The organism is Enterococcus sp. 2STP (assembly GCF_032465635.1).
GTDB lineage: Bacteria > Bacillota > Bacilli > Lactobacillales > Enterococcaceae > Enterococcus_B > Enterococcus_B lactis.
Map to the genome: position 1 here is coordinate 15,741 of NZ_JAWDJH010000015.1, position 25,673 is coordinate 41,413.

Below are 25,673 nucleotides of genomic sequence, written 5' to 3' on the forward strand. Positions count from 1 at the left end.
GAGCACATAAAGTACTCCTCAACCCCGTATTATACTGCATATCAGCAAAAAAAACTACCTCTATACTCGTTCCTCTTTCAGAAAAAGCATTTCTTTACAAAATGACCAAAAATAAAGATTGATCACATAAAAATTTAGAAACAAAAAACAACTAAGCGAGCAAGAATCATTCTTTACTCTTTGCTTAGTTGTTAAACACCTAATATTGTCGGAACCTCTTGTATCGTTTTTCCAATAGTTCATGCTGGTCGAATCGAACAAGTTCCGTTAATTTTTCAATCAACGCTTTTTTCATGATGTGAGCGACTTTTTGCCGTGGCAACTGCTCGCCGTTGAACGTTTCAGGAATCACTCGATCCACGATCCCTAGCTCACGTAGTTCTGGTGCAGTAATTTTCATCAACTCGGCTGCTTCTGCAGCGCGATTGCCGTCTTTCCATAAAATCGAAGCAAACCCTTCTGGGGAAAGCACAGCATAGATCGTTTCTTCTAACATCCAGACTTCATCCGCTAAACCTAGAGCAAGGGCACCGCCACTTCCACCTTCACCAATGATGACGGCGATGATTGGTACTTTTAAATCAGACATTTCGAGCAGATTTTTGGCAATTGCTTCTCCCTCGCCACGCTCTTCTGCTCCTATACCGCAATAGGCACCTGCTGTATTGATCAATGTAATCACCGGTCTATTGAACTTTTCCGCTTGCTTCATCAGTCGTAAAGCTTTGCGATAGCCTTCAGGATGAGGAGAACCAAAATTTCTGCGGATATTTTCCTGAAGATCCCTTCCTTTTTGAATACCTATCACTGTTACTGGTTTGCCATCTAATCGAGCGATGCCACCAACAATCGCTTCGTCATCTGCAAATAAACGGTCACCATGGCATTCCTCGAAAGAATCGAAGATCTCTTCAAAAAAGTCCAAGCTAGTCCATCGTTCTTTAGCTCTTGCTAACTGAACGACATCATGTGCTGTTTTATCCACGATCTATCCATCCTTTCTGTGTATGCAATTCAAGAAGCGTATGGATTTTCTGCTTCAATTCCATGCGGGGAACAATCTGATCGACGAAACCATGAGACAATAAGAATTCGGCCTTTTGGAAATCTTCTGGAAGTTCCTGCTTGATCGTCTGTTCGATGACACGTCTTCCAGCAAAACCAATCAAGCTTTGGGGTTCTGCTAAAATGATATCACCTTCCATTGCAAAACTGGCAGTTACTCCTCCGGTCGTCGGGTCTGTCAAAACAGTTAGATAAAAAAGGCCTTCATTACTGTGCCGTTTGACAGCAGCAGAGATTTTCGCCATCTGCATCAGAGAAAAGATGCCTTCTTGCATCCGAGCGCCTCCTGAAGCCGTGAACAAAACGACTGGAAGTTTTTCCTTTGTTGCTCGTTCGAATAACCTAGTGATTTTTTCTCCAACAATCGTGCCCATACTTCCCATGATAAAATTGGGGTCCATCACTCCAATAATGAAGGGAATTCCCTGAATGGTTGCTTTACCAGTGAGGACTGCTTCATGAAGCCCCGTTTTATCTTGCATTTTTTTTATTTTTTCCGTATATTCAGGAAATGCTAGCGGATCTTCGGTTACAAGATCCGTATCCCATTCTTCAAAACTTTTTTCATCAATGATCAAAGCTAGACGCTGCCATGCACCGATTCGAAAAGCGTATCCGCAATGGGGGCATACTTTTTCTTCACCGATGTCTTTCGTATAAAGAATATGTTTGCAATTTGGACACTTCGCCCACATGTTATCGGGAACAGATGGCGAGTTAGCAGGTTTGCTCTCTCTATTAGGATTGATCCGAATATATTTCTTTTTCTTAAACAGAGCCATCTATGCGCCTCCTATCTCCGTTTCTGGTGTCCAATTCGGTAAAAATTCTTCTTGTAAAAATGCTGTGCTGTAATCACCTGCTATTACTGCTGGATGACTAATCAAATCCATCTGAAATTCTGCGTTCGTAATGATCCCTTCTGTGATAAATTCACTTAAGGCTCGCTGCATCTTCATCAATGCTTCAAAACGTGTATTTCCATGGACAATAATTTTCGCAATCATTGAATCATAATATGGCGGAATCGTATAGCCTGGATAAACCGCACTGTCTACCCGCAACCCCATCCCACCTGCTGGAAGTAGCAAGTTTTGGATTTTCCCTGGTGAAGGAGCAAAATGAAAAGCGGGATTTTCTGCATTGATTCGGCACTCGATGGCGTGTCCTTGGAATACTACTTCTTCTTGACGCACATTCAAAGGCTCACCGGCTGCTATCTCTACCTGTTTTTTTACTAAATCGATCCCTGTGACCATTTCTGTTATGGGATGTTCCACTTGGATTCGAGTATTCATCTCCATGAAATAAAAATCGCCTGCTTCATCCATCAGAAACTCGATCGTTCCGGCATTTTCATAATTGACTGCTTTAGCTGCTCGAACAGCAGCGTCTCCTAGTGCTTCTCTTTTTGATTGTGAGATCACTACAGAAGGAGATTCTTCCAGTACTTTTTGATTGTTACGTTGCAAAGAACAATCTCGTTCACCTAAATGAATGACATTGCCAAAATGATCACCTAAAATCTGAACTTCTATATGGCGAGCAGGATAAATGATTTTTTCCAAATACATATCATCATTTCCAAATGCCGCTGCTGCTTCTTGCTGAGCTGAAGAAAAATGCTGTGGAAGTTCTTCTTTTGATTGAACTTTTCGAATGCCTTTCCCGCCACCGCCTGCAGCTGCTTTCAGCATCACTGGATAACCGATCCTGTCTGCTATTTCCAATGCTTCTTCTACAGTAGATAATACACCAGTACTTCCTGGGATGACCGGGACATTTGCTTCTTGCATCAATTGACGCGCATTGATTTTATTCCCCATTGCATCAATTGTTGCGCTTTTAGGACCAATAAATGTGATATTGCACTCTTCACACATGGAGGCAAACCGGCTATTTTCAGATAAAAATCCAAAACCTGGATGAATTGCTTCAGCTTTTGTTACGATTGCAGCGCTCAGTACTTCTTGAACATTCAGATATGAATCAACCGCTTTTGCCGGACCAATACAGATTGCTTCATCTGCTAGCTGTGTATGAAGTGCTTCGGCATCTGCCTCTGAATATATCGCTACGGTTTGGATCCCTAATTCGCGGCATGCACGAATGATACGCACAGCGATTTCGCCACGGTTAGCTATCAAGACTTTAGAAAACATATTTCACCTATCCAATCATAAAGGTTAATTCCGCTTCGGCTACTTTTTTACCGTCAACCTTAGCGATTCCTTTGCCTATTCCGGCTGAGGCTTTCACTTTCAATATCTCAACTTCAAGATATAAGGTATCGCCCGGTGTAACTTTCTTACGGAATTTTGCTTTGTCTAATCCGCCGAAGTAAGCCGTTTTACCCTTGAACTGTTCAAGATAAAGTAATGCGACTGCTCCTGCTTGCGCCATTGCTTCAACAATCAGTACCCCTGGCATAACAGGCTCTTCTGGAAAATGTCCTTGAAAAAAGGGCTCGTTGATCGTTACATTTTTCTTAGCAATGATCCGTTCTCCTTCAACCATCTCTTCCACTCGATCAATCAAAAGCATTGGATAACGATGCGGAATAATTTCTTTGATTTCTTGTATGTTCATTTATTTCCCTCTTTCCTGCTTTGCTTATTTTGGCTGGATCCTAAAGAGTGGCTGCCCATATTCAACAACTGACTCGTTTTCTACAAGGATTTCTGTGATTACTCCATCGGCCTCACTAGTTATCTCATTCATTAGTTTCATCGCTTCAATAATGCAGATAACTTCTCCTTTGGCAACTTGATCACCTTCTTTTTTGAAAGCTGGTTTGTCTGGTGCCGGTTGCAGATAAACGATTCCCACGATTGGCGAAACAACCTCGATTCCATCAAATACTACCGATTCTTTTTCCTTCGTTGGTTCTGGAACAGTTGTTGCTTGTTCAGGCATGGCGTTAACTGGCTCCGAAACTGGCAACGTTTCGTTTGTTTGAACCATATTCATGCCTCGACTTGTTTTATTTTTATTCATGTACAATTCAAATTGACCTTCACGCAAGTCAAATTCCGTTAGCGAAGATTGATCAAATTGACTAACTAATTCTCTAATTTCATTGATATCCAAAATTATTCCTCCCAGCGTTTCATACAAAGAACCGCATTATGTCCGCCAAACCCTAATGAATTGCTCATTGCATAAGTAAAGCTTGCAGGTTTGCTTTCGTTTTTGACAACTGTCAAATCAATCTCAGGATCTTGTTTTTCTACATTGATCGTAGGTGGGATAAATTGATGTTCCAATGCCATCAGAGTGGCTAATGCTTCGATCCCGCCGGCTGCTCCCAATAAATGTCCAGTCATTGATTTCGTACTGCTGACATAAGTATCTCTGAAATTTTCACCTAGTGCGAGTTGGATTGCTTTTGCTTCTGCCTGGTCATTAGCTGGCGTACTCGTTCCGTGCGCATTGATATATCCAACTTGCTCCGGCTGTATACCAGCTTCTTCCATCGCAAGCTTCATTGCTTTAGACGCACCAGAACCATCTGGAGTAGGGGCTGTCATATGGTAAGCATCACAATTTGAACCGTATCCAACGATTTCTCCATAGATTTTGGCACCGCGAGCTTGTGCATGCTCTAAAGATTCAAGAACTAGAACACCTGCTCCTTCCCCCATCACAAAACCATTTCGATTTTCATCAAACGGGATCGAACCACGATTAGGATCAGTTGATTCCGAAAGTGCAGTTAAAGCTGCAAATCCAGCAATCCCCATCTCACAAATCGTTGCTTCTGTTCCTCCAGCAAGAATGACATCTGAATAACCATGTTTGATGTTACGGAATGCTTCACCGATTGAATTCGTTCCGCTAGCACAAGCTGTTACGATAGCTGTACAGATACCTTTTGCGCCTACTCGCAAAGCAATATTTCCAGCTGCCATGTTGGCAATCGCCATTGGCACGAACATTGGAGAAACTCGTTTTGCGCCTTTTTCATGCAGACGGATAACTTGATTTTCGATTGTCGGAAGACCACCGATTCCTGATCCGATGATGACACCAAACCGGTCTTGATTCATTTTTTCTTTATCTAAACCGCTTATCTCCATTGCTTCTAAAGCAGCGTAGATCCCATAGATCGAAAACATATCCATTCGTTTGCTATCTTTTTTAATAAAATATTTATCGTAAGGGAAATCTTTGACTTCACCCGCTAAGGTAATCCCTGTTTCTGAAGCATCAAATTTAGTGATTGGTGCGATGCCATTCGTACCCTCTTTTAAGCTATTCAAAAAGCTGTCTGCGTCATTTCCAATAGGTGAAGTGACTCCATAGCCAGTAATTACCACTCGATTCATTTATTTGCTCTCCTTTTCTTATCCGTGCATGACCAATCCGCCATCGACATTGATGACTTGGCCGGTGATATATGGATTTTGTGCTAAGAAAACTGCTGTTTGTGCAACATCTTCTACTTGTCCGAAACGTTGCATTGGAATTTGCTTTTCCGCTTGCTCCTTGACTTTATCTGCTAAAACTTCCGTCATATCAGTTGTGATGAATCCTGGTGCAATGGCGTTGCATGTGATACCTCTAGTCGCAGCTTCTCGTGCAACCGATTTTGTCAATCCTACGACACCAGCTTTGCTAGCTGCATAATTTGCTTGTCCGATATTTCCAATCAATCCAGATACACTAGAGAGATTGATGATGGCCCCTTCTCGCTGTTTCATCATTTTTTTCAAAACGTGCTGCGTCATATTGAAGGTACCGATCAAATTGATATCCAGACATTTTTTGAAATCTTCTGCATCCATCCGCATCACAAGTTTGTCATTTGTGATTCCGGCATTGTTTACTAAGATATGGATCGATCCAAGCTTTTCTTCTGTTTCTTTGATCATTTGTCCTGCTTTCTCATAATCAGAGATATCGCCGGAAACTCCTACGCATTTTACACCGAATGCTTCAATTTCTTCTATCTTTTCTTTTGGAATCTCTCCGCGCCCATTCAAAATAATATTTGCTCCAGCTTTTGCAAAAGCTAAGGCCATCGCTTTGCCAATTCCTCTTGTGCTACCTGTGATAAATACATTTTTCCCTTTTACATCCATAACCTTCCTCCTTATAATTTTGCTATTGTTTCATCAAATGTCTGCTTATTCTCAACACGCAGAACTGGTATCGTTTTATCAATTTTTTTCATAAATCCGCTTAATACTTTTCCGGGACCGACTTCAATGACTTGCTCGATACCGATTGTTTTTAATTTATGGATACTCTCGTAGAAACGAACAGGTTGCATGACTTGCTGTTCAAGTAGTCCCGCTATCGTCTCTTTCTTCATTATTTCCGTTGTTGTGTTGCTGATGACTGGAAAAGAAGGGTCAGAAAATTGAATATGACTTAGATCCTTCGCCAGTTTTTTTGATGCTGGTGCTAAAATAGCTGTATGGAAAGGTCCACTGACATTTAGTGGGATCATCCTTTTGATTCCTTTTTCTTTTAAGAGCAAAACAGCTTCATCTACGGCTTTTTCTTCGCCACCGATCACGATCTGCTGAGGTGTATTGTAATTAGCAGGAGACACGATGCCGTACTTGCTTGCTTCATGACAGCTTTCCTCAATCGTCTCAATCGGTGCATTCATTACTGCGACCATTTTTCCGCTTCCAGCTGGGGCAGCTTCCGTCATATAAGCGCCTCTCTTCGCTACTAGTGCAACGGCTTCAGTAAAGGATAACGCATCACTGGCTACTAATGCCGAATATTCTCCTAAACTCAGTCCTAAAGCTGCATCTGGGACGATTCCATGCTCCTTCAATAAGCGATAATACGCAATGCTGACTGTTAGAATAGCTGGCTGTGTATATTGTGTCTGATCCAAACGTTCATTTTCTGAAAAGCAGAGGTCGGCCATATCGTAGCCGAGAATCTCACTTGCTTCATCAAATGTCTGCTTTACAACGGCTTCTTCATATAAATCTTTTCCCATACCTTGATATTGTGCACCTTGGCCACTAAATAAGAATGCTGTTTTCATGTTTTTCTCCAATATATCCAGAATATATGTTTGATTCTTCTTATTCAAAAAGGCCGAGACATCCCTATTTCAGGAAATGTCCCAGCCCCCAACCTAATTTTAATGATTATGCAGTTTGTTTTTCTACGTAAGTCACTAAATCTTGAACCGTTTTGATTCCGTCTTCTGTTTCGATTTTTACATCAAATTCATCTTCAATTTCATTGATGATTTGGAATAAATCCAAGCTGTCAGCTTCTAAGTCTTCTTGGATGTCAGTAGTCAATTTGATTTCTTCAGTTTCTTTTCCTAATTCTTCTGCAATGATTTCTTGAATTTTTTCGAATACCATAATAATATATTCCTCCGATATTGTTTGCTTTTTTATTTTTATAATTTAACAGTTTACAGCTCCATGAGAATACTTCCCCACGTTAAACCTCCGCCATAGCCTGTAAATATTACTTTCTGTTGTTTTCCCAAGGTGATCTTTCCGCTAGAAACTGCTTCATCCAATAAAATAGGGATACTTGCAGCAGAGGTATTCCCGTACTTATCCATATTGGTCAGGAATTTTTCTTGCGGCATCTTTACTTTTCGGGCGATTTTCTCAATGATCCTGAGATTTGCCTGATGCAAAAGCAGATAATCAACTGGCGTGTCTTTCATGACTTCTTGGATATTGTTTGCAACATCTCGAACGGCGAAATCAAAAATATCTCTGCCGGTCATTCGCAAATAATACGAACCTTCTGAATCTTCTGAATAGAACGGGTTTTTATTTTGCTGGTAGCCAGCAGTCAGTGAGGTACTTCTGGTACCATCAGTTGCTAATTTTTCTTTCAGCAATTTTTTTTGTGGGTTTGCTTCTAAGAGAACCCCGCCTGCTCCATCACCAAATAATACAGCAGTCGTGCGATCAGACCAATCGATTAGCTTAGACAGTGTTTCACCACCAATTACCAATCCTTTAGTTGAGCCGCAGCGGATCATTTTTTCAGCCATGCTTAACGCATAAACAAATCCTGAGCATGCCGCGCTGATATCGAAAGCAATAGCATTAGCTGCTCCCAATTTTCCTTGTACTTGTGCTGCTACAGATGGTGTCGTGTAATCGGGCGACATTGTTGCTACTAAGATAAAATCCAAATCTTTAGGGTTCAGCTTTTTTTGTTGCATCAATTTTTCCGCCACTAAGAGGCATAAATCAGATGTCTCCTGATTTGTTACACATCTTCGTTCACGAATACCCGTCCTTGATGAAATCCATTCATCCGAGGTATCCATCATCTTGGAAAGATCATTATTCGTAATGATCTTTTCAGGAAGGACGCTGGCTGTTGCAGTAATCATTCCAAATTGTTCCATTAAATATCCTCACTTATAGTCTTGCAAGAAGTCATGCAAGTTTTTCAGTGCATCCAGCAAGGCATGCTGTTCTTCCGTAGCCATTCCTTCTAAGATGTTCTTGACCATTTCACGATGAAAATGCTGATGGACCCGAAACAGTAACTTTCCTTTTTTCGTTAGTCCCAACTTTACAACACGACGGTCATCTTCACTGCGGATACGTTCGACATAGCCTTTTTTTACTAACTTGTTAATAGCAGTGGTCAAGGTCCCAACAGTAATTGATAGTTCTTTGGCTACTTCTGAAGTTGTTTTTTTCTTGTACATCCCGATTGCCTCGATCGTGTGCATCTCTGTGATTGACAGATCTTTGAATTGAGATTTTTTCAACTCAGACTCTTCGATTGTCAAAATATCATTGAAGACACTAACAAGATAATCATTTACTGTTTTTAAATCTGGTTCCATGTTCCACCGTCCACTAATTAGTTTGATTATCAAATCTTTTGATGTTCAAACTATATCTTAACTTTTTTCAAAATGCAACCGTAAAAGTTCATTTTTTTGCTATATGAGTTTATTTTAATATTTTACTCATTTAAAAAAACTGATAGATCAGTATTTTTTATTTACTTTATTAGAAAAACTATTATACTGACATATTTTGATTATCAAAGTATTTCTTGTTGATAGAATGATCCAATTTCCTAAAACTTGTCCATTATTTCAAAATTTGTTATAGTCTTTTTATTCAAAGCGTGAAAGGAGACCCTATGTTAAAAGAAAAAATAAAAAATCTCCCCATGCTGCCGGGTGTCTATCTTATGAAAAACCAAGAAGGGATGGTCATCTATGTTGGTAAAGCAAAACGGCTCAAAAATAGAGTAAGCAGCTATTTTCATCAGAATAAACAGCATTCAAAAAAAGTATTACGTATGATTCATCATATAACAGATTTTGATTTCGTCGTAGTAGATACAGAATTAGATGCTTTGTTGCTTGAGTGTCAACTGATCCAACATTACCGTCCTTTTTATAACCGACAAATGAATTATTTCAGTAACTACAATTATGTACATATTTCCAATAAGGGATTTGTATTAACAGATACTCCCACGGCTCGAACATACGGGCCTTTTCGTCTCTATAAAAAAATGCCGTCTATTTTGCGTATAATGGAAGAAACGTATCAAATGCCTTGGTTGTCTGAAATCAGCTTATTAGCTTTGCGAGTCCAGCTTCCTGACTTACAGGAAATGACTTTTGAACAGAAAAAGAAGGAGATCCAAGGACTGTTTCAGGGTCGCAATAAAAAACTGCTGACTTACTTAAAAAAGAGACAACAACATTTCATCTATCAGCTGAATTTCGAAAAAGCTGGCATGCTTCAAAAAGATATCGAATTAGTTACTTATTTCATCAGACGGATCCAAGAACAAAAGCAGTTTTTAAGAACACCATCCCTCACATTCAGCATGCCACTGGCAGCGGATGAAAGTCAGAAAAAGCACTACCTTATTTGTTACGGACAGCTTGCAGAAACAATGATTGCTTCTGGGGACAATCCACCTGACTTTTATTATGAAAAAAAAGAAGCTCATTTATCTTTGAAACGCCAATTATCAAAAGAAGAAATCGATCCTGTACAAATTTTGATTAGTTACCGCAAAAAATTAGAAAAGGAACAGATCGAAATGGAACAATTAAACAAAAAAGAAGCTGAAAAGCAACTAAATTAGCTGCTTCTCGGCTTCTTTTAGGCATCTTCAACTTCAAATGTCAATTATCCTAAAATTTATTGGATTAAGTCATAGATTTCCATCGCTACGATATCGATATTATCGAATTCGTATTGCTGATGAGTATCTGTTTCAGTTAATTCAAACGTATCGGTCGCTTTATCATAAGTTACTGTACACTTTTCTACGCCTTCTTTTTCAAAACGGCGAACTTGCAGTTCATTATCTGCTGACTCGACCATAGCCTCCAGTCGTTTTATGATTGCGACTAATTGTGAATGTGTCATCGGAGGTCCTCCTTTTCTTATTTCTGTTATATTGTATCAAAAGCATAGCCTACTTGCATTGATTTTCTCTAAAAAAACTCGTTTTTTATGATTTTTTTTCTGGTATTTTCCCTTCAGGCCACCAAAGTTTGATCAACGCTTGTGTTCCGTCATTCTCAAAACCTTTATCTGCCAACTCTTCATATAGTTTCAATGCTTGGATGGTTGCTGGCAATACAAGGTTCATTTTTTCTGCTTCTTCTAATGCAATCTTTAAATCTTTGATAAAATGTTTGACAAAAAAACCAGGCGTGTAGTCTTCTTTCAAGATACGTGGGGAATAATTACTTAAAGACCAGTTAGCTGCACTTCCTCCCGAAAGTGTCTCAATCACTTTTTCTAAATCGAGACCGTTTTTTTGTGCATAGACAAGCATTTCCGTCATTCCTGTCATCGTGCCTGCGATCATGATTTGATTGGCCATTTTCGTATGCTGACCTTTCCCAGCAGAGCCATGCAATGTAAATGTCGTACCAAATTCCTTGAATAAAGGAAGTACTTGATCATAGACCGATTCTTCTCCACCTACCATGATTGTCAGTGTGCCATTCTTTGCTCCTAAGTCACCGCCTGACACCGGTGCATCTAACGCATCTGCACCTTTTTCTTTTGCTGTTTTTGCAATTTTTTCTGCCAGAGTTGGTGTACTTGTAGTCAAATCAACTAAAATACGTCCTGAGACATCTGCAGAAAAAATCCCCGATTCTCCATAGTAGATTTCTTCTACATCTTTAGGATAACCTACCATTGTGAACAGAATATTGCTTTGTTCTGCTACAGCCTTTGGTGTATCCGCCCAGACAGCTCCTTCTGTTACTAAAGGATCAGCTTTTGCTTTTGTCCGATTATAAACAGCGACTTCGTGACCTGCTTCTAGTAGATGGCGTACAACAGCACTTCCCATAACGCCTGTTCCGATAAAACCTAGTTTCATTCTTTCGACCTCCTAAAAATCAAAAATCCTTGCTTCTATGCTAGTATACGCTAGAAACAAGGATTTTTTTATAAAAAATGTTTGAATTTTATCTTTTAAATGAATTTAATTTGATTTTGATTCGTTCAATCGAATCTTCTTCTTCTTTTCTTCGCATCTCTTCTTCATGGTAAACAACCATATCTTGATAAAATTCGATCATGGCTTCGCCGAAATGAGTAGACGAAATGTCATAAAGTTTGGCTTCTAAAACCTTCGAATCTCTAGGGACTTCACTGGAAATATAATCAATAAGTGCGGGTGCAAAGTCTTCATCGGTTTCAAAAGTTTTCCCTAATGAAGGATGATCGAACAATCGGTTCAAATAAGCATTTCCTTCTACGACACAAGGCGTGCCGGCTGCCATCGCTTCGGTATAAGTAAGCCCTTGTGTCTCTGAAGTAGAAGCACTGACAAAATAATCTGCCGCTTTATAATAAAGGGCTACATCATTATTGTCCACTTCTCCTGTGAACTGCACAAATTCTTCTAACTGCAGTTCGGAAATTAATTCCTCTAACTCTTCTACATAAGGACCTTTTCCTACAATAACTAATCTGGCATTAGGGTAAGCCGAGATAACCTGAGGAAATCCGTTAACCAATGCTTGGATATTTTTCTCATAAGAAATCCTGCTTAAAGAAAGAATCATCAGATGATTTTCCTGAAGTCCTAACGACTCCCTTAACTTGTTGATGTCCTCCTGAGTGATATCAGAACGTTTGAACTTCTCAATGTCGATACCAGTAGGAATCACACGAAGCGGTGCTACTACACCATAGCTACGTAATGTATCAATAACACGTTCACTTGGACAGACTACACCTGTCGTATGATTGGCAAATAATCTGGATAAGTATTTTACATGGGATTGCCTGATCACTTTTCCTTTACCGATATAATGAAGGTAATCTTCATACATCGTATGGTAAGTATGGATCAGGGGTATTTTCAACTTCTTAGCTACCATCTTCCCGAGTATTCCTGCTCCGAATTCTGTATGGGTATGGATCAGATCTAATTCTAGTTCTTTGGCAACCAAATAAGCATACCACATGCCTCTAACAACAACTCTTCGATCCTTGAAAGAAATAAACGGTACACTTGGCATTCGAATCACATCTTTTTCCAACTTGTCCGCATTAGGATCGGTTGTCGTAAAGATATAGACTTCATGCCCATGTTTTTCTAATTCTTGTTTTAATGTTTTGATCGATGTAGCCACTCCGCTGACTTGCGGAAAGTAGGTATCGGTAAAAAAGCCGATTTTCATGTTTTTCGCCTCCAAACTAGTCCTTTGTCTGATGTACTTTTTTTAATTTGCTAGAGACTTTTTCATTCAGCACACTTTCATATACGTTTTTTAGTTCTTCACCGATTTTATTGATACTTCGTTCTTTTGCTGTTTGATAACCGGCTTGTGTCAAACTCGGTAGCTCTTCATTGGTAATCTGTTGAATCAGTTGGATAAACGCTTCGTTTGTCTTCCCCATATAGCAGTTCTTGCTATCTTCTAACCAGCCATTATACACTGGAATATCTCGAACAAGTACATTTTGCTTGCTTGCTAAAGCTTCTAAAACAACGATTCCTTCCGTCTCTTCATAAGAAGGAAAAAAGAATAGATCTGCACCTGAATATGCTCCTTCGATGATTTCCCCTCGTATATATCCAGGAAACAGAACATTCTCAGGATGGTCTTCTTTTACAATTTTCCGGATGTTTCGAGGAATCGAGTACATCGGAACATGACCAAACCAAATGAATGTATAGTCGGGCATCTTCTTAGCAATTTCTACGAAATCAATGATTCCTTTACGTTCGAAAAACAAACCGACACAAATGATTACTTTTTGATCCGGAGATAGTTTGAAATACTCTCTGAACTTTTGTTCTTTCATTGGATCAGGGCGATATTTCTCTAGGTCGATCCCATTGGAAATAGCTTGAATCGGTACACGGATACCATAGCTTTCCAACAACTGTTTTGAATAAGGTGTTGGCGTGATCAAATAGTCCGCTTTTTGGTACAATCCCACCAAATATTTTTTTACAATAGGAGAAAGCTGGTTCGATCCGATAAAGGAATTTCGGAAGTCTTCCTCTGTTGAATGCGCATGATAGACAACTTTTTTACCTTCTCTTCTGGCTTTATTGACCATATTATGACTATTGATTCCGTATGTATTGATGTGCAGGATGTCATAATCATCTTTGTCGTCTAGTGTATAAGAGATACCGACTTCCGTCAGAGCACGTTTTTGATGATCAAGCGCACGCCCGATGCCAGATTTTGCAAGCATCTTTTCACTTTCAAAATATAATAATACCTTCACCTTACGTCCCCCTTCATTTATATAGTATAACATAGCCTCCAAACTGTCACTCAAACTTAAGCCCTATTTTTGTCTAATCTTGCTGACAAAAACGTTTTCTTAAAAAAGAACAGAAAACAAAAAAGCTGGCGTAGCTCTTTTACAAGCTACACCAGTTTTTGATACGTTGTTTATTTTACATATTCATGAACAAGTTCAACGACTTCTTCCATCGTATCGCATTCTTTCAATGCACGATCAGCAAGTTCAGCCATTTTCGCTGTGTCCAAGCGTTTCATTAAACTACGTGTTTTAAGAATAGATGTCGCGCTCATTGAGAACTCATCTAGACCCATACCTACTAGCAACGGAACAGCGGTTTGATCTCCAGCCATTTCTCCACACATACCTGCCCATTTTCCTTCAGCGTGTGCTGCATCAATTACATTTTTGATTAAACGTAAGATTGATGGGTTATATGGTTGGTACAAGTAAGAAACGCGTTCATTCATACGGTCTGCTGCCATTGTGTATTGAATCAAATCGTTCGTACCTACGGAGAAGAAATCCACTTCTTTTGCAAACTTGTCTGCTAAGACTGCTGCTGCTGGAATCTCAATCATGATGCCGACTTGGATTGTATCAGATACTTCCTTGCCTTCACTGATCAATTTTTGTTTTTCTTCTTCAAAGATCGCTTTTGCTGCGCGGAATTCTTTGAGCGTAGCTACCATAGGGAACATGATACGTAAGTTACCATGAACAGATGCACGAAGTAATGCACGCATTTGTGTGCGGAACATTTCGTCACCTTGTTCAGATAAACTGATACGTAATGCACGATATCCTAAGAATGGATTCATTTCATGAGGTAATTGCAGATATGGTAGTTCTTTATCCCCGCCGATGTCCATTGTACGAACAACAACTGGTTTTCCTTCCATACCTTCTAATACAGCTTTGTAAGCTTCGTATTGGTCATCTTCTGTTGGGAAGTCCGGAGAATCCATATATAGAAATTCAGTACGGTACAGACCAACTGCTTCTCCACCATTGTTATGAACACCAACTAGATCTTTTGGTGTTCCGATGTTTGCAGCTAATTCAAAATGCTTGCCGTCAGCTGTGACAGTTTCTGCATTTTTTAGTTTTTCCCATTCTGCTTTTTGTGCTGCGTAATCCGCACCTGCTTTTTCAAATTCAGCTTTTTGTTCCTCTGTAGGATCGATGATCACATCGCCTTCGATCCCGTTAACAGCCAACATATCGCCTTCTTTGACTTTAGCAGTGATTTCTTTTGTCCCAACGATCGCTGGGATTTCTAAAGAACGTGCCATGATAGCAGAATGTGAAGTACGTCCACCAATATCTGTTACAAACGCTTTTACAAAATTGCGATCTAATTGTGCTGTATCACTTGGAGTCAAGTCATGTGCAACAACGACCACTTCTTCGTTGATCATTGATGGATTTGGTAAAGTAACGCCTAATAAGTGCGCTAAAATACGTTTAGCAACGTCACGAATATCTGCAGCACGCTCTTGCATGTAAGAATTGTCTTCCATTGCTTCGAACATACCGATATACATATCCGTTACTTCTTTTAGCGCTGATTCAGCATTTACGCTGTTGTCTTTAATGTTTTGCTTGATTTGACCTACCATTTCTGGATCTGAAAGAACCATCAAATGGGCATCAAATACTTGCGCTTCTGCTTCACCTAAGCTTTGCGCTGCTTTTTCACGAATTTGCTGCAATTCTTCAGTAGATTTAGCTAATGCAGCATCCAAACGAGCTTCTTCAGCCGCAGTATCTTCTACTGTTGCCTTACTGAATGTTAAATCCGGTTGAACTAGCAGGTAAGCTTTTGCAACGGCTACACCGTCACTAGCGGCAATCCCTTTTAGCATTTCAACCATTATTCAGATAAGCCTTCTTTCTTCATTGTTTCAACGATTGCTGCCATTGCGTCAGCTTCGTCAGCACCTTCTGCAGTGATAGTAACATCAGAACCTTGACCTACACCTAAAGACATAACGCCCATGATTGATTTCAAGTTTACTGATTTACCTTTATACTCTAAGTTTACATCAGAGTTAAATTTGCTTGCTGTTTGTACTAATAATGTAGCTGGACGTGCGTGGATCCCAGTTTCTGCTACTACGTGAAATTCTTTCTTTTCCATATTAATCGGTCTCCTTTAAGTGAGTGTTGTTTTTATGTGAGGGTTTTCTTTTTTAGTAATTCAGAGAATCCTAACAAGTGTCACCCTTTCATCTGTAAAGATTAACATTTTTTTTCGTTAGATACAACAGTTTTCATTCAATTTCAGATAAAAGTATTCAAATTATTCCGGATTCTTTTTCATCCTTTTCTTCACATTTTATAACAAACGTGTTTATTTTCTTTTTCTTGTCGCTCTCTCTTCTCCTGACGTTCATCATTCTTTCCTTTGACCTTCTTTGTTTTTATATGAAACGAATTACTTGCTTCCCTTTCGATTTTTAGTATAATAAGAATCAAAGGTCAGGAATGGTCAATAGACATTTTACCTTTACTACCTCATAAATCCCTAAAAAATAGGGGTTATTCTTTTACCTCATGAAAAACGAGATGTAAAATATGGATGTACCCATTTTTGTGAAAGGACGTGAATGATTCATGCTTTGTCAAAACTGCGGCAAGAATGAGGCAACGATTCACTTGTATGCCACTGTCAATGGTCAGCGGACACAACTTGATTATTGTCAGAGCTGTTATCAAAAAATCAAAAATCAGCAAAATGGAGGTCTAACTAGTATGGCCCAAAACGACCCATTTGGATTTGGCAGTTTGGACGATCTTTTCCGTTCCATGTCTCGCCAAATGCAACAGCAAGGAAACTATGAGCAAACACCGCCAACACAATTTGGTGGAAACAACAACTTCAATGGTGGACAACCACCTCAAGGAAATACGGAAGGTTTACTAGGAGAATACGGAATCAACATCACTGAACAAGCTCGACAAGGGGATATCGACCCTGTGATCGGTCGTGATGATGAAATCAAACGTGTCATCGAAATTTTAAATCGCCGAACTAAGAACAACCCTGTCTTGATTGGTGAACCTGGTGTTGGTAAAACAGCAGTTGTTGAAGGGTTAGCACAAAAAATCGTAGATGGCGATGTCCCACAAAAATTAATGGACAAAGAAGTCATTCGTTTAGATGTCGTATCCTTAGTCCAAGGTACTGGTATACGAGGTCAATTTGAAGAACGTATGCAAAAATTGATTGAAGAAATTCGTCAAGCAGAAAATGTGATCCTATTTATAGATGAAGTGCATGAAATCGTCGGCGCTGGTTCCGCAGGCGACGGAAACATGGATGCTGGTAATATTTTAAAACCTGCTTTAGCTCGAGGAGAATTGCAGATGGTTGGTGCTACTACCTTAAACGAGTACCGCATCATCGAAAAAGATGCTGCCTTAGAGCGTCGTATGCAACCGGTACGAGTAGATGAACCAACTGTCGAAGAAACGATCAGTATCTTGAAAGGACTGCAAAAACGTTATGAAGACTATCATCATGTAAAATATACTGATGAAGCCATCGAAGCAGCCGCAACTTTATCCAATCGTTACGTCCAAGATCGCTTCTTGCCGGATAAAGCCATCGATTTGCTAGATGAAACAGGTTCTAAGAAAAATTTAACGATCCAAATCGTTGATCCTAAAACGATCGAGAAAAAACTACAAGAAGCGGAAGAACAAAAAGTTCTTGCTTCTCGAGAAGAAGATTTCGAAAAAGCGGCTTATTACCGTGACCAGATCAACAAACTTCAAAAAATGAAAGAACGCCAGCTCACTGAAGAAGAAACACCTGTCATCACCGAAAAAGATATGGAAAAAATCGTTGAACAACGAACAGGTATTCCGGTGGGTGAATTAAAAGAAAAAGAACAGACACAATTGAAAAACTTAGCAGATGACTTGAAGGCTCATGTCATTGGCCAAGATAACGCTGTAGACCGTGTAGCGAAAGCAATTCGCCGAAACCGTGTTGGATTGAACAAACAGAATCGTCCAATTGGCTCCTTCTTATTTGTCGGACCAACCGGTGTAGGTAAAACAGAACTTGCCAAACAGCTTGCCTATGAATTATTCGGTTCACAAGATTCAATGATTCGTTTCGATATGTCTGAATATATGGAAAAACACAGTGTCTCTAAATTGATTGGTTCTCCTCCAGGTTATGTTGGATACGAAGAAGCTGGTCAATTAACAGAAAAAGTTCGGAGAAATCCTTACAGTCTTGTCTTATTAGATGAAGTTGAAAAAGCTCATCCAGATGTTTTGCACATGTTCTTGCAAATCTTAGATGATGGCCGATTGACGGACGCACAAGGAAGAACCGTCAGCTTTAAAGATACGATCATCATTATGACAAGTAATGCCGGTACTGGTAAAGTAGAAGCAAATGTTGGCTTTGGTGCGGCACGTGAAGGTGTTACTCGTTCGGTATTAAATCAATTGAATAATTACTTTACACCAGAGTTTCTAAATCGTTTTGACGGAATCATCGAATTCAGTGCTTTGTCAAAAGAAAACTTGATGACCATCGTTACACTGATGCTAGACGATGTCAATCAAATGCTGGCAGCACAGCAACTTCATATCGAAGTTCCTACGAATGTCAAAGAAAAATTAGTTGACTTAGGTTATGATCCATCCATGGGTGCTCGTCCCCTTCGACGAACAATCCAAGAACAAATCGAAGATGGCATCGCTGAATTTTACCTTGACCACCCTTCTATTCACGAGCTGAAAGCAAAATTGGATAAGGATGGAAAAATCATCGTGACTTCTAAACCAGAACGTTTAGCAAAAGAATCAACCGAAGAAACGGCTGAGTAAACCTAGTATGTATATAGAGGCTGGGACAGAAGCGTTTAACTCCAAGAAATAAGAAGGAATTCACGAAAATTGCTTTTCAAATTTTTGTGAATTTCAGCTTATTTCCGAAGGAGTTGCTTCTGCTTCCGCCGTTTATACGTGTTTAGAGCGTGAGACAAAAGTGTTCTTTACTTTTGTTCCACGCTCTCTTTTTTCAGAAAAGTCAAAATACTGTTCATTTTATAAAAAAGAAATTATAATAAGAGAAACAAGCAATTAAAAATACATAAAAGAGGTGAGCGCCATGAAATTGGTAAATGTAACAAACAGCCATTCCCGTCTTGTATTGAACCAGCTTGAAAACACTGATGCCCATCTGGTCAAAGTCTACACAGCCGGAAATACCACTATTGTCTACACTGAAGCCCCTGAACATAATGAAATTTTGTTAATCAATGATAAACGTAAAATCCAGCCGAAAGAAATCGAAGAAGCTAAAAATTATTTCTTGGATAAAATCAAAGATGCTGTTTACCACGAGGATGAAATCAAAGTAATCGAATTGGCCGGGCTTGTTGAAATCTCTATTCCAAAACATGAATTAGGCGCGACGTTAGCCGTGTAATCAACTTTTTGAACATAATTAAAGAAGCAAATGAGACGATTCACGCCTCATTTGTTTCTTTTGCTTTCTGGCTCTTTATTTTTTTACGCTTCTTTTGTGTCTTTCTCTTTTCATTTTTTGATCTACTCGTATCTTTATTTTTTACTTTTTCTTCTTTCTGGATGATTGATCGCACTTCTTGTGCAATCTGCTCGTTTTTGTCCCAGTCTTTTACATCCAACAATCGACATAATCGTAACATTTCTGCTTTTTTCTGTTTTTTTCTTTGACGCCTTTGCCATTCTGTTTCCATTTCACAAACCCTCCTCTCTTTAATAGTATGTACGCAAAGTAATTTTTATATTTTTTTAGATTAGATATTTTTTATAGTTTTAAACGATAAAAAGAACCGTAACGGAAAATCCGTCACGGCTATCAACAAAGTATAAGAATGTATTTTCAAAATTTTTATTTGCACTTGAAACTGAGTGGCAGACTCATGGTTTCTTGGTAAACGGTATTCAACCAAATCCAAAACAGGAGAAGCTGTTTTTGTTTGGCTTTCCTTATTACTTGATGCAACGCAATTTTTTTACAACCTCTTTACATCAAACTTTTTAATTTTACATTAGGATATTTATCCGCAAACCACCGTTCTGCGAATTGGTTTTCAAATAAGAACAACGGCTGATCAAAACGATCACGCGCTAAGATATTACGGCTTGAACTCATCTTCTCATCCAAATCTTCCGGATCAATCCAGCGAGCAATTTTGTGCCCCATCGGAGACATGATGACTTCTGCATTGTACTCATTTAACATACGATATTGGAATACTTCGAATTGCAGCTGACCAACAGCCCCAATGATATATTCTTCCGTTAGATATGTTTTATAAAGCTGAATCGCTCCTTCTTGAACCAATTGATAGATTCCTTTATGGAAGGATTTTTGTTTCATGACATTTTTAGCAGTCACTTTCATGAACAGCTCTGGAGTAAATGAAGGAAGTTCTTCATAAGCAACTTTTAGTTTGCCTTCGAACAATGTATCTCCAATCTGATAATTACCAGTATCATATACACCGATAATATCACCTGCTACTGCTTTTTCGACATTCTCTCTCGAATCTGCCATAAATTGCGTAACATTGCTTAATTTCAATTTTTTATTTGTACGTTCTAACCAGACATCCATTCCTCGCTCGAATGTTCCAGAACAGATTCGGACAAAAGCGATTCGGTCACGATGGGCTGGGTTCATATTTGCTTGTATCTTGAATACGAAACCTGAAAATTCTTCTTCATAAGGGCTTACCATCTGATCATCTTGTGTTTTATGCCCATAAGGAGCTGGTGCTAATTCAACGAAAGTTTCTAAAAAAGTCTGTACACCGAAATTAGTTAATGCAGAACCAAAAAATACTGGTGTCTGATCGCCACGAGCAATTTTTTCTTGATTAAATGCATCTCCAGCTTCTTTGAGTAGTTCTACTTCTTCTAAGACTTGTTCATATAAGGAATTTTCAGTTAATGGATGATTATCAGGAAGCAGACCATCTTCATCCAATTCTACTAAACGTTCTCCTTGATAATTTTCCGGACGATAAAACTCTACACGATTATGGTAAATATCATAAAGACCTTCTAAACCTTTTCCCATACCAATTGGCCAATTCATCGGATAAGACTCGATATCTAATAACTCTTCTAATTCTTCTAACAGTTCTAATGGTTCGCGACCATCACGATCTAGTTTGTTGATAAAAGTAAAAATCGGGATGCCACGTTTTTTAACCACTTGAAACAATTTCTTTGTCTGTGCTTCGATCCCTTTGGCACTGTCGATTACCATGACCGCACTATCCACGGCCATCAAAGTACGGTAAGTATCTTCAGAAAAATCTTCATGTCCTGGAGTGTCCAAGATATTTACTCGTTTTCCTTGATAATCAAACTGCATAACAGAACTAGTGACAGATATTCCACGTTGTTTCTCGATTTCCATCCAGTCTGATTTGGCAAAATTACCTGTTTTCTTTCCTTTTACAGTTCCGGCTTGACGAATAGCTCCACCAAACAATAGTAATTGTTCTGTAATCGTTGTTTTCCCCGCATCCGGATGGGAAATGATCGCAAATGTTCTGCGATTGTCCACTTGCTGCTTTAATTCTGGATTATTCATAACCTAACTCCATTTCTTCCATTCAATTATTTATCTTTTTCTAGACAGATTGTCTGTTCTCTTAAGGAAAGACAATTTCATATAGGGCTGTGACAAAAGCCGTGTCGCCGTTCCTTTTTCCAAGTAAACGGTGTTTAAAAGCTTGCATCGGTAATAAGCCCCACCAACCAAAAAACAGGAGAAGCTGTTTTTGCTTGGCTGTTTTTATTACTTGATACAGGACAGCTTTTTTACAACCTCTGTTAACTACTACAACTGAATCAGTATAGCATGGATTCAGCGAATGAAAAAGCCACCAAATCATAAGAGTCAAATATTTTTGTCAGCTGACTAAAGAAAAGACATGTTGCTTGTTTATTCAAGCAACACGTCTTTCTTTTATAACCAAGTTTCCAATTATCTTCTTGGTTCGTCATCTTCGAATTCTTTTCTGAAGTATCTGCGTTCTTCTTCAGGTTCCGCTTCTGTTTCTTCCGGATCATGAAAAATGACACGGATTTTAAGGATTCGAGAACCTTCCATTTCTTCAGAAACCAGCGTAATATTATCGACATCAAACGATAACTTTTCGCCTTCATCTGGAATCATGCCTAATGCTGTAATCAAATAACCAGCCATCGTGTCTACATCACTCATATGCAAATCACTGTCAAAAGCTTCATTGAATTCATCAATCAGCATTCGTCCTTGGATAATATATTCGTGTTCATCGATTTTTTCATAAAGATTCTCAACTTCATCTGACTCATCATCGATTTCTCCGACGATTTCTTCTAAAAGATCTTCTAATGTTGCTAAACCAACGACACCGCCATATTCATCCAATAAAATAGCCATTTGATTCTGTGTCTTTTTCATTTCATATAATAGATCATCAATAAAGACCGTTTCAGGAACGAATAAAGGCTCCTGCATGATTTTTTTGATATCTAAATGATCAAAGCCAAATTTATGGGCTGCTTTTAGTAAATTCTTTGTATGAAGGATTCCAACTACCTTATCTTTGTCCTCATTATAGACAGGAATTCTTGAATAGTTTTCCGATAAAACTTCATTCACATTTTCTTCCACAGTGTCATTGATATCAATCATAAATGCATCCGTTCGTGGGACCATTACTTCTCGGGCAACTTTCGTATCAAGAGAAAAAACCCCTTGGAGCATTTCCAATTCTTCGTTGTTCAATACGCCTTCGTTTTCAAGCATATAACGCATTTCATCTCTGGTCATTTTTGAATCTTCATCATCAAAGGTCATCGGTGTGATACGTGCCAACAAACTTGTGGAAGCAGAAAGCAACCAGACAAAGGGCTTAGCTACTACGCCGATCAAGCGTATCAGCCCTGAAGTGAACTTTGCGACTTCTTCTGATTTATTTAAAGCAATACGTTTAGGGTACAATTCTCCAAAAACAATCGATACATAGGTCAAAATAGCCAGCACAATGATATTTGCAATATTTTTTGCTGCTGTACCGCCACCTAATACCGGAGCTAACCGTTCCGATAAAGTATTCGCTAGTGACGCACCAGACAAAATGTTGACCAAAGTGATTCCTACTTGGATTGTCGATAGGAAATTATTTGGATTCTGCAATATTTTTAAAAGCTTTTGAGATTTCACATCTCCTTCATCAGCTTTTTGCTCGATTCGATTCTTATTGATCGAAACAACAGCAATTTCGGAAGCTGCTAAAAAAGCATTGATCAATGTCAAAACGATCAATAATAAAATCTGCGCTAACAGCGACTGACTCTCAGGGTCAGCATTCATAATCGCATTCTCTCCTTATAAAATTAATTTTTAGTTTACGATAGAAAAAAACGTGGCACTATAGCCACGTTAAAATGGTATCACAAAGCAATTTTCTTTGCAATAAAAACAAGTGTACTAAAACTATCTACGAGGTCGTAGCAATTTTTTTCTTGTTTTCATTTTGTTTATCTTCCTTGATGATTTTGATTATATAGGAAATGATTGTCTTGCAGATTGCATAAAAAGGAACACCTAAGAAGATACCAAGCAATCCGGCAATGTTTCCTGCTACTAGAAGGACGATAATGATCGTTAATGGATGGATCTTCAGTGATTTCCCAATTACATTCGGATAAATGATGTTTCCATCTAACTGTTGGACGATTAGTACAACTAAACAACAAAGCAATGCTTTTATCGGATCGTTGAAGATCGTCACTAAAAATGCAGGTGCTAGCCCTAGATAAGGTCCTAAATATGGTATCAGGTTCGTCAATCCTGCAATGACCCCAAACAAGAAAGCATAATCTACACCGATGATCATATATCCTAAAAATGTAAAAGTGCCGACGAATAGACATTCAATTGCTTGTCCACTAATATAATTAGCTAATGTTTTATTCAGCTGTCCCAATAATTCCACAATTTGATTTCTTCTTTTCTCTGGGAAAAACTGTTGGATGTTTGGCACTAGTTTTTCGCCATCTTTCAACATATAGAACAAGATGAAGGGTGCCGTAATGATCACTACGGTTGCCGAAGCAATCGTTCCAACGATCGAACCTAAACTGTTGGAAACGCCACTAAGGAATTGTTGGATGATCGTCCCGTAAGAAATATCTAATTGTTCAAAATATTTATTGATATCAACTTCCTTGAACACAGGCAATTCGGCAACCTCTTTTAACCAATTTTCGACCTGTTTTATAAAATCAGGCATATTGGATGCCAATGAGGAAATTTGCTGTACTAGACTTGGAATGACACTGAGTAAAATCCAAATAATTGCTGCAACTAAAAGGAGCAGCACAATTGCGACAGCCCATATTCTTTTGATTTTTGCTTTCATCAGCAGCTTGACGATAGGATTCAGCAAATAGTAAAGAAAGCCTGCAATCAGTACGGGTGCAAATAACGTGGAAAAAAATGTCCCGATCGGTTCAAAAATAAAATTTATTTCTGATGAAATCATGATTAGTGCAGCTATGATCAATAATTCAAGCGACCAAAACATTAGTTTAGACTGTCTAAGTTTTTCAAACAATAGATTTCCTCCTTTCTTTCTTCCTAGTATATATTATATTCGCTAAAAATTCTTTTATTCTTTTTTTATTTTTGAAAACTTTCCATACTTTTTATTTATTTTATTTTCCAGTATACTATACGAAAGGAAGGTGGCTAGACCATGAAAGTTGTACAAACAAAAGATACAATGAGCGATATTTACTTAGATGCTGTAAGAATCAGACATCAAGTCTTTGTAGTCGAACAAGGTGTCCCTTTGTCTCGAGAAATAGATAAAGATGAAGCACATTGCATCCATTTCGTCTTGTACTCAGATAAAAAAGAACCGCAAGGAACTGTACGTCTTTTGCCTTTAGAAAACGGAAAAATGAAATTACAGCGAATGGCGATTCTTTCTGAATACAGACACCAAGGCTTAGGTAAGCTATTAATTGAAGAAGCAGAAACCTTTGCTAAGAATCAAGGCTATAATACGATTTTATTAGGAGCGCAGTCTACAGCGGAAGCTTTTTACGAAAAGCTTGGTTACATAGCTTACGGTGAGCCTTTTGAAGACGCTGGCATGCCTCACATTTATATGAAAAAGACTTTATAAAAAATTTTTCGAAAAAAAAACAAAAAAACAGCAAGCTTTTGAGAAAGATTTCTCACTGGCTTACTGTTCTTTTTTGCGTTTACTTACGCGACAATTGCTTGTAACGGTCATACCAAATATCAATATAGCCTTCTGAGAACGGGCCATCTCCATTATTGATCCAGTCAACCAGAATCTTCACATTTTCTTTTAGGATGAAGTCAATATCGTTCGGGTAATTCATCATTTTGCTGTGCATCTCGTACTCATCGACATCCAATAGTCGTTTCTCGCCGTCAGGAAACACCTTGATATCCAAGTCATAGTCGATATATTTCAAGGCCTCATCGTCCAGCAAAAAAGGTGAAGCTAGATTACAATAATAGGAAACCCCCTTTTCTCTGATCATTGCTATTACATTGAACCAGTATTTTTTATGAAAATACACAATCGCTGGTTCGCGCGTTACCCATCGGCGTCCGTCAGATTCAGTAACTAATGTGTGATCATTCACGCCGATCATAGAGTGTTCGCTTGTTTTCAATACCATGGTATCTCGCCACGTTCGATGCAATCTGCCGTCGTGCTTGTAACTTTGGATCGTCACAAACTCTCCTTCTTTTGGAACTCCCATAGCAACCCTTCCTTAAGCAGCATTTTGTGCTTTGTGTTTGGG

At 38.8% G+C, this 25,673-nt stretch carries 26 protein-coding genes; 4 read left to right on the forward strand and 22 right to left on the reverse strand.

Going from position 1 to position 25,673, the window contains the following annotated elements; all coding sequences use genetic code 11:
• Nucleotides 1-199: 199 nt before the first annotated feature.
• The 11 genes from RWU19_RS05440 to RWU19_RS05490 all read right to left on the reverse strand — a co-directional run bounded on the left by RWU19_RS05440 (nt 200) and on the right by RWU19_RS05490 (nt 8,875).
• Entirely contained in the window at nt 200-985 is a 786-nt protein-coding gene (locus tag RWU19_RS05440) for an acetyl-CoA carboxylase carboxyl transferase subunit alpha (RefSeq protein ID WP_316002442.1), read from the reverse strand.
• The gene (gene accD, locus RWU19_RS05445) at nt 978-1,847 is read right to left on the reverse strand and encodes an acetyl-CoA carboxylase, carboxyltransferase subunit beta (RefSeq protein ID WP_002310370.1); all 870 of its coding nucleotides are present in this window, start codon (nt 1,845-1,847) and stop codon (nt 978-980) included. The genes RWU19_RS05440 and accD overlap by 8 nt, the downstream gene beginning before the upstream one ends.
• On the reverse strand, nt 1,848-3,227 hold the full coding sequence (locus RWU19_RS05450; RefSeq protein WP_070770764.1) for an acetyl-CoA carboxylase biotin carboxylase subunit: 1,380 nt from the start codon (nt 3,225-3,227) through the stop codon (nt 1,848-1,850).
• Between the two features lie 7 nt (nt 3,228-3,234).
• Nucleotides 3,235-3,654, reverse strand: a complete 420-nt coding sequence (gene fabZ, locus RWU19_RS05455; RefSeq protein WP_316002443.1) for a 3-hydroxyacyl-ACP dehydratase FabZ — start codon at nt 3,652-3,654, stop codon at nt 3,235-3,237.
• A gap of 24 nt (nt 3,655-3,678) precedes the next feature.
• A complete protein-coding gene (gene accB, locus RWU19_RS05460; protein WP_002341278.1) occupies nt 3,679-4,155 on the reverse strand; it encodes an acetyl-CoA carboxylase biotin carboxyl carrier protein in 477 nt (158 codons plus the stop codon).
• A 2-nt stretch (nt 4,156-4,157) separates the two neighbouring features.
• Nucleotides 4,158-5,393 (reverse strand): beta-ketoacyl-ACP synthase II, encoded by a 1,236-nt coding sequence (fabF, locus tag RWU19_RS05465; protein ID WP_002344091.1) that lies wholly within the window; start codon nt 5,391-5,393, stop codon nt 4,158-4,160.
• Nucleotides 5,394-5,411: 18 nt separating this feature from the next.
• Nucleotides 5,412-6,149 (reverse strand): 3-oxoacyl-[acyl-carrier-protein] reductase, encoded by a 738-nt coding sequence (gene fabG, locus RWU19_RS05470; protein ID WP_070770762.1) that lies wholly within the window; start codon nt 6,147-6,149, stop codon nt 5,412-5,414.
• 11 nt (nt 6,150-6,160) lie between these two features.
• Nucleotides 6,161-7,078: an ACP S-malonyltransferase gene (gene fabD, locus RWU19_RS05475; RefSeq protein WP_002341275.1), complete on the reverse strand. Its 918-nt coding sequence runs from the start codon at nt 7,076-7,078 to the stop codon at nt 6,161-6,163.
• A gap of 106 nt (nt 7,079-7,184) precedes the next feature.
• Nucleotides 7,185-7,409, reverse strand: a complete 225-nt coding sequence (locus tag RWU19_RS05480; protein ID WP_002287614.1) for an acyl carrier protein — start codon at nt 7,407-7,409, stop codon at nt 7,185-7,187.
• A gap of 53 nt (nt 7,410-7,462) precedes the next feature.
• A complete protein-coding gene (locus RWU19_RS05485) occupies nt 7,463-8,425 on the reverse strand; it encodes a beta-ketoacyl-ACP synthase III (protein WP_002341274.1) in 963 nt (320 codons plus the stop codon).
• Nucleotides 8,426-8,434: 9 nt separating this feature from the next.
• On the reverse strand, nt 8,435-8,875 hold the full coding sequence (locus tag RWU19_RS05490) for a MarR family winged helix-turn-helix transcriptional regulator (RefSeq protein ID WP_002310362.1): 441 nt from the start codon (nt 8,873-8,875) through the stop codon (nt 8,435-8,437).
• Between the two features lie 305 nt (nt 8,876-9,180).
• Here RWU19_RS05490 and RWU19_RS05495 point away from each other — a divergent pair, with 305 nt between their 5' ends.
• The gene (locus RWU19_RS05495) at nt 9,181-10,146 is read left to right on the forward strand and encodes a GIY-YIG nuclease family protein (RefSeq protein WP_002343008.1); all 966 of its coding nucleotides are present in this window, start codon (nt 9,181-9,183) and stop codon (nt 10,144-10,146) included.
• Nucleotides 10,147-10,202: 56 nt separating this feature from the next.
• Here the strand turns inward: RWU19_RS05495 and RWU19_RS05500 are convergent, their stop codons facing one another.
• The 6 genes from RWU19_RS05500 to RWU19_RS05525 all read right to left on the reverse strand — a co-directional run bounded on the left by RWU19_RS05500 (nt 10,203) and on the right by RWU19_RS05525 (nt 15,945).
• Nucleotides 10,203-10,433 carry a YkuJ family protein gene (locus tag RWU19_RS05500; RefSeq protein WP_002287607.1) on the reverse strand — a complete coding sequence of 77 codons (231 nt, stop codon included), beginning with the start codon at nt 10,431-10,433 and terminating at the stop codon, nt 10,203-10,205.
• Between the two features lie 85 nt (nt 10,434-10,518).
• On the reverse strand, nt 10,519-11,406 hold the full coding sequence (locus RWU19_RS05505; protein WP_002341272.1) for an NAD(P)-dependent oxidoreductase: 888 nt from the start codon (nt 11,404-11,406) through the stop codon (nt 10,519-10,521).
• An 88-nt stretch (nt 11,407-11,494) separates the two neighbouring features.
• Nucleotides 11,495-12,718, reverse strand: a complete 1,224-nt coding sequence (locus tag RWU19_RS05510; RefSeq protein WP_002341271.1) for a glycosyltransferase family 4 protein — start codon at nt 12,716-12,718, stop codon at nt 11,495-11,497.
• A gap of 16 nt (nt 12,719-12,734) precedes the next feature.
• Nucleotides 12,735-13,781 (reverse strand): glycosyltransferase family 4 protein, encoded by a 1,047-nt coding sequence (locus tag RWU19_RS05515; RefSeq protein ID WP_002315289.1) that lies wholly within the window; start codon nt 13,779-13,781, stop codon nt 12,735-12,737.
• 170 nt (nt 13,782-13,951) lie between these two features.
• Complete coding sequence (ptsP, locus tag RWU19_RS05520) at nt 13,952-15,679, reverse strand: phosphoenolpyruvate--protein phosphotransferase (protein WP_123838161.1); 1,728 nt, start codon at nt 15,677-15,679, stop codon at nt 13,952-13,954.
• On the reverse strand, nt 15,679-15,945 hold the full coding sequence (locus RWU19_RS05525; protein WP_002287602.1) for a phosphocarrier protein HPr: 267 nt from the start codon (nt 15,943-15,945) through the stop codon (nt 15,679-15,681). The genes ptsP and RWU19_RS05525 overlap by 1 nt, the downstream gene beginning before the upstream one ends.
• A 476-nt stretch (nt 15,946-16,421) precedes the next feature.
• On the opposite strand from RWU19_RS05525, the gene RWU19_RS05530 reads away from it, so the two are divergent.
• On the forward strand, nt 16,422-18,656 hold the full coding sequence (locus RWU19_RS05530; RefSeq protein ID WP_002315291.1) for an ATP-dependent Clp protease ATP-binding subunit: 2,235 nt from the start codon (nt 16,422-16,424) through the stop codon (nt 18,654-18,656).
• Between the two features lie 283 nt (nt 18,657-18,939).
• A complete protein-coding gene (locus RWU19_RS05535; RefSeq protein WP_002315292.1) occupies nt 18,940-19,260 on the forward strand; it encodes a DUF1827 family protein in 321 nt (106 codons plus the stop codon).
• 40 nt (nt 19,261-19,300) lie between these two features.
• On the opposite strand, the gene RWU19_RS05540 is transcribed toward RWU19_RS05535, so the two are convergent.
• The 4 genes from RWU19_RS05540 to RWU19_RS05555 form a co-directional block, all read right to left on the reverse strand.
• Nucleotides 19,301-19,552 (reverse strand): hypothetical protein, encoded by a 252-nt coding sequence (locus RWU19_RS05540; protein ID WP_002315293.1) that lies wholly within the window; start codon nt 19,550-19,552, stop codon nt 19,301-19,303.
• Nucleotides 19,553-19,842: 290 nt separating this feature from the next.
• Nucleotides 19,843-21,423, reverse strand: coding sequence for a peptide chain release factor 3 (locus RWU19_RS05545; RefSeq protein WP_002343012.1), 1,581 nt, complete (start codon nt 21,421-21,423; stop codon nt 19,843-19,845).
• A gap of 396 nt (nt 21,424-21,819) precedes the next feature.
• Nucleotides 21,820-23,196 (reverse strand): hemolysin family protein, encoded by a 1,377-nt coding sequence (locus tag RWU19_RS05550; protein ID WP_002315296.1) that lies wholly within the window; start codon nt 23,194-23,196, stop codon nt 21,820-21,822.
• A gap of 127 nt (nt 23,197-23,323) precedes the next feature.
• The gene (locus RWU19_RS05555) at nt 23,324-24,442 is read right to left on the reverse strand and encodes an AI-2E family transporter (RefSeq protein ID WP_002315297.1); all 1,119 of its coding nucleotides are present in this window, start codon (nt 24,440-24,442) and stop codon (nt 23,324-23,326) included.
• 141 nt (nt 24,443-24,583) lie between these two features.
• Here RWU19_RS05555 and RWU19_RS05560 point away from each other — a divergent pair, with 141 nt between their 5' ends.
• Nucleotides 24,584-25,018: a GNAT family N-acetyltransferase gene (locus tag RWU19_RS05560; RefSeq protein ID WP_002315298.1), complete on the forward strand. Its 435-nt coding sequence runs from the start codon at nt 24,584-24,586 to the stop codon at nt 25,016-25,018.
• Between the two features lie 79 nt (nt 25,019-25,097).
• Here the strand turns inward: RWU19_RS05560 and RWU19_RS05565 are convergent, their stop codons facing one another.
• A complete protein-coding gene (locus tag RWU19_RS05565) occupies nt 25,098-25,631 on the reverse strand; it encodes a DUF402 domain-containing protein (protein ID WP_002310342.1) in 534 nt (177 codons plus the stop codon).
• Nucleotides 25,632-25,673 lie beyond the last annotated feature (42 nt).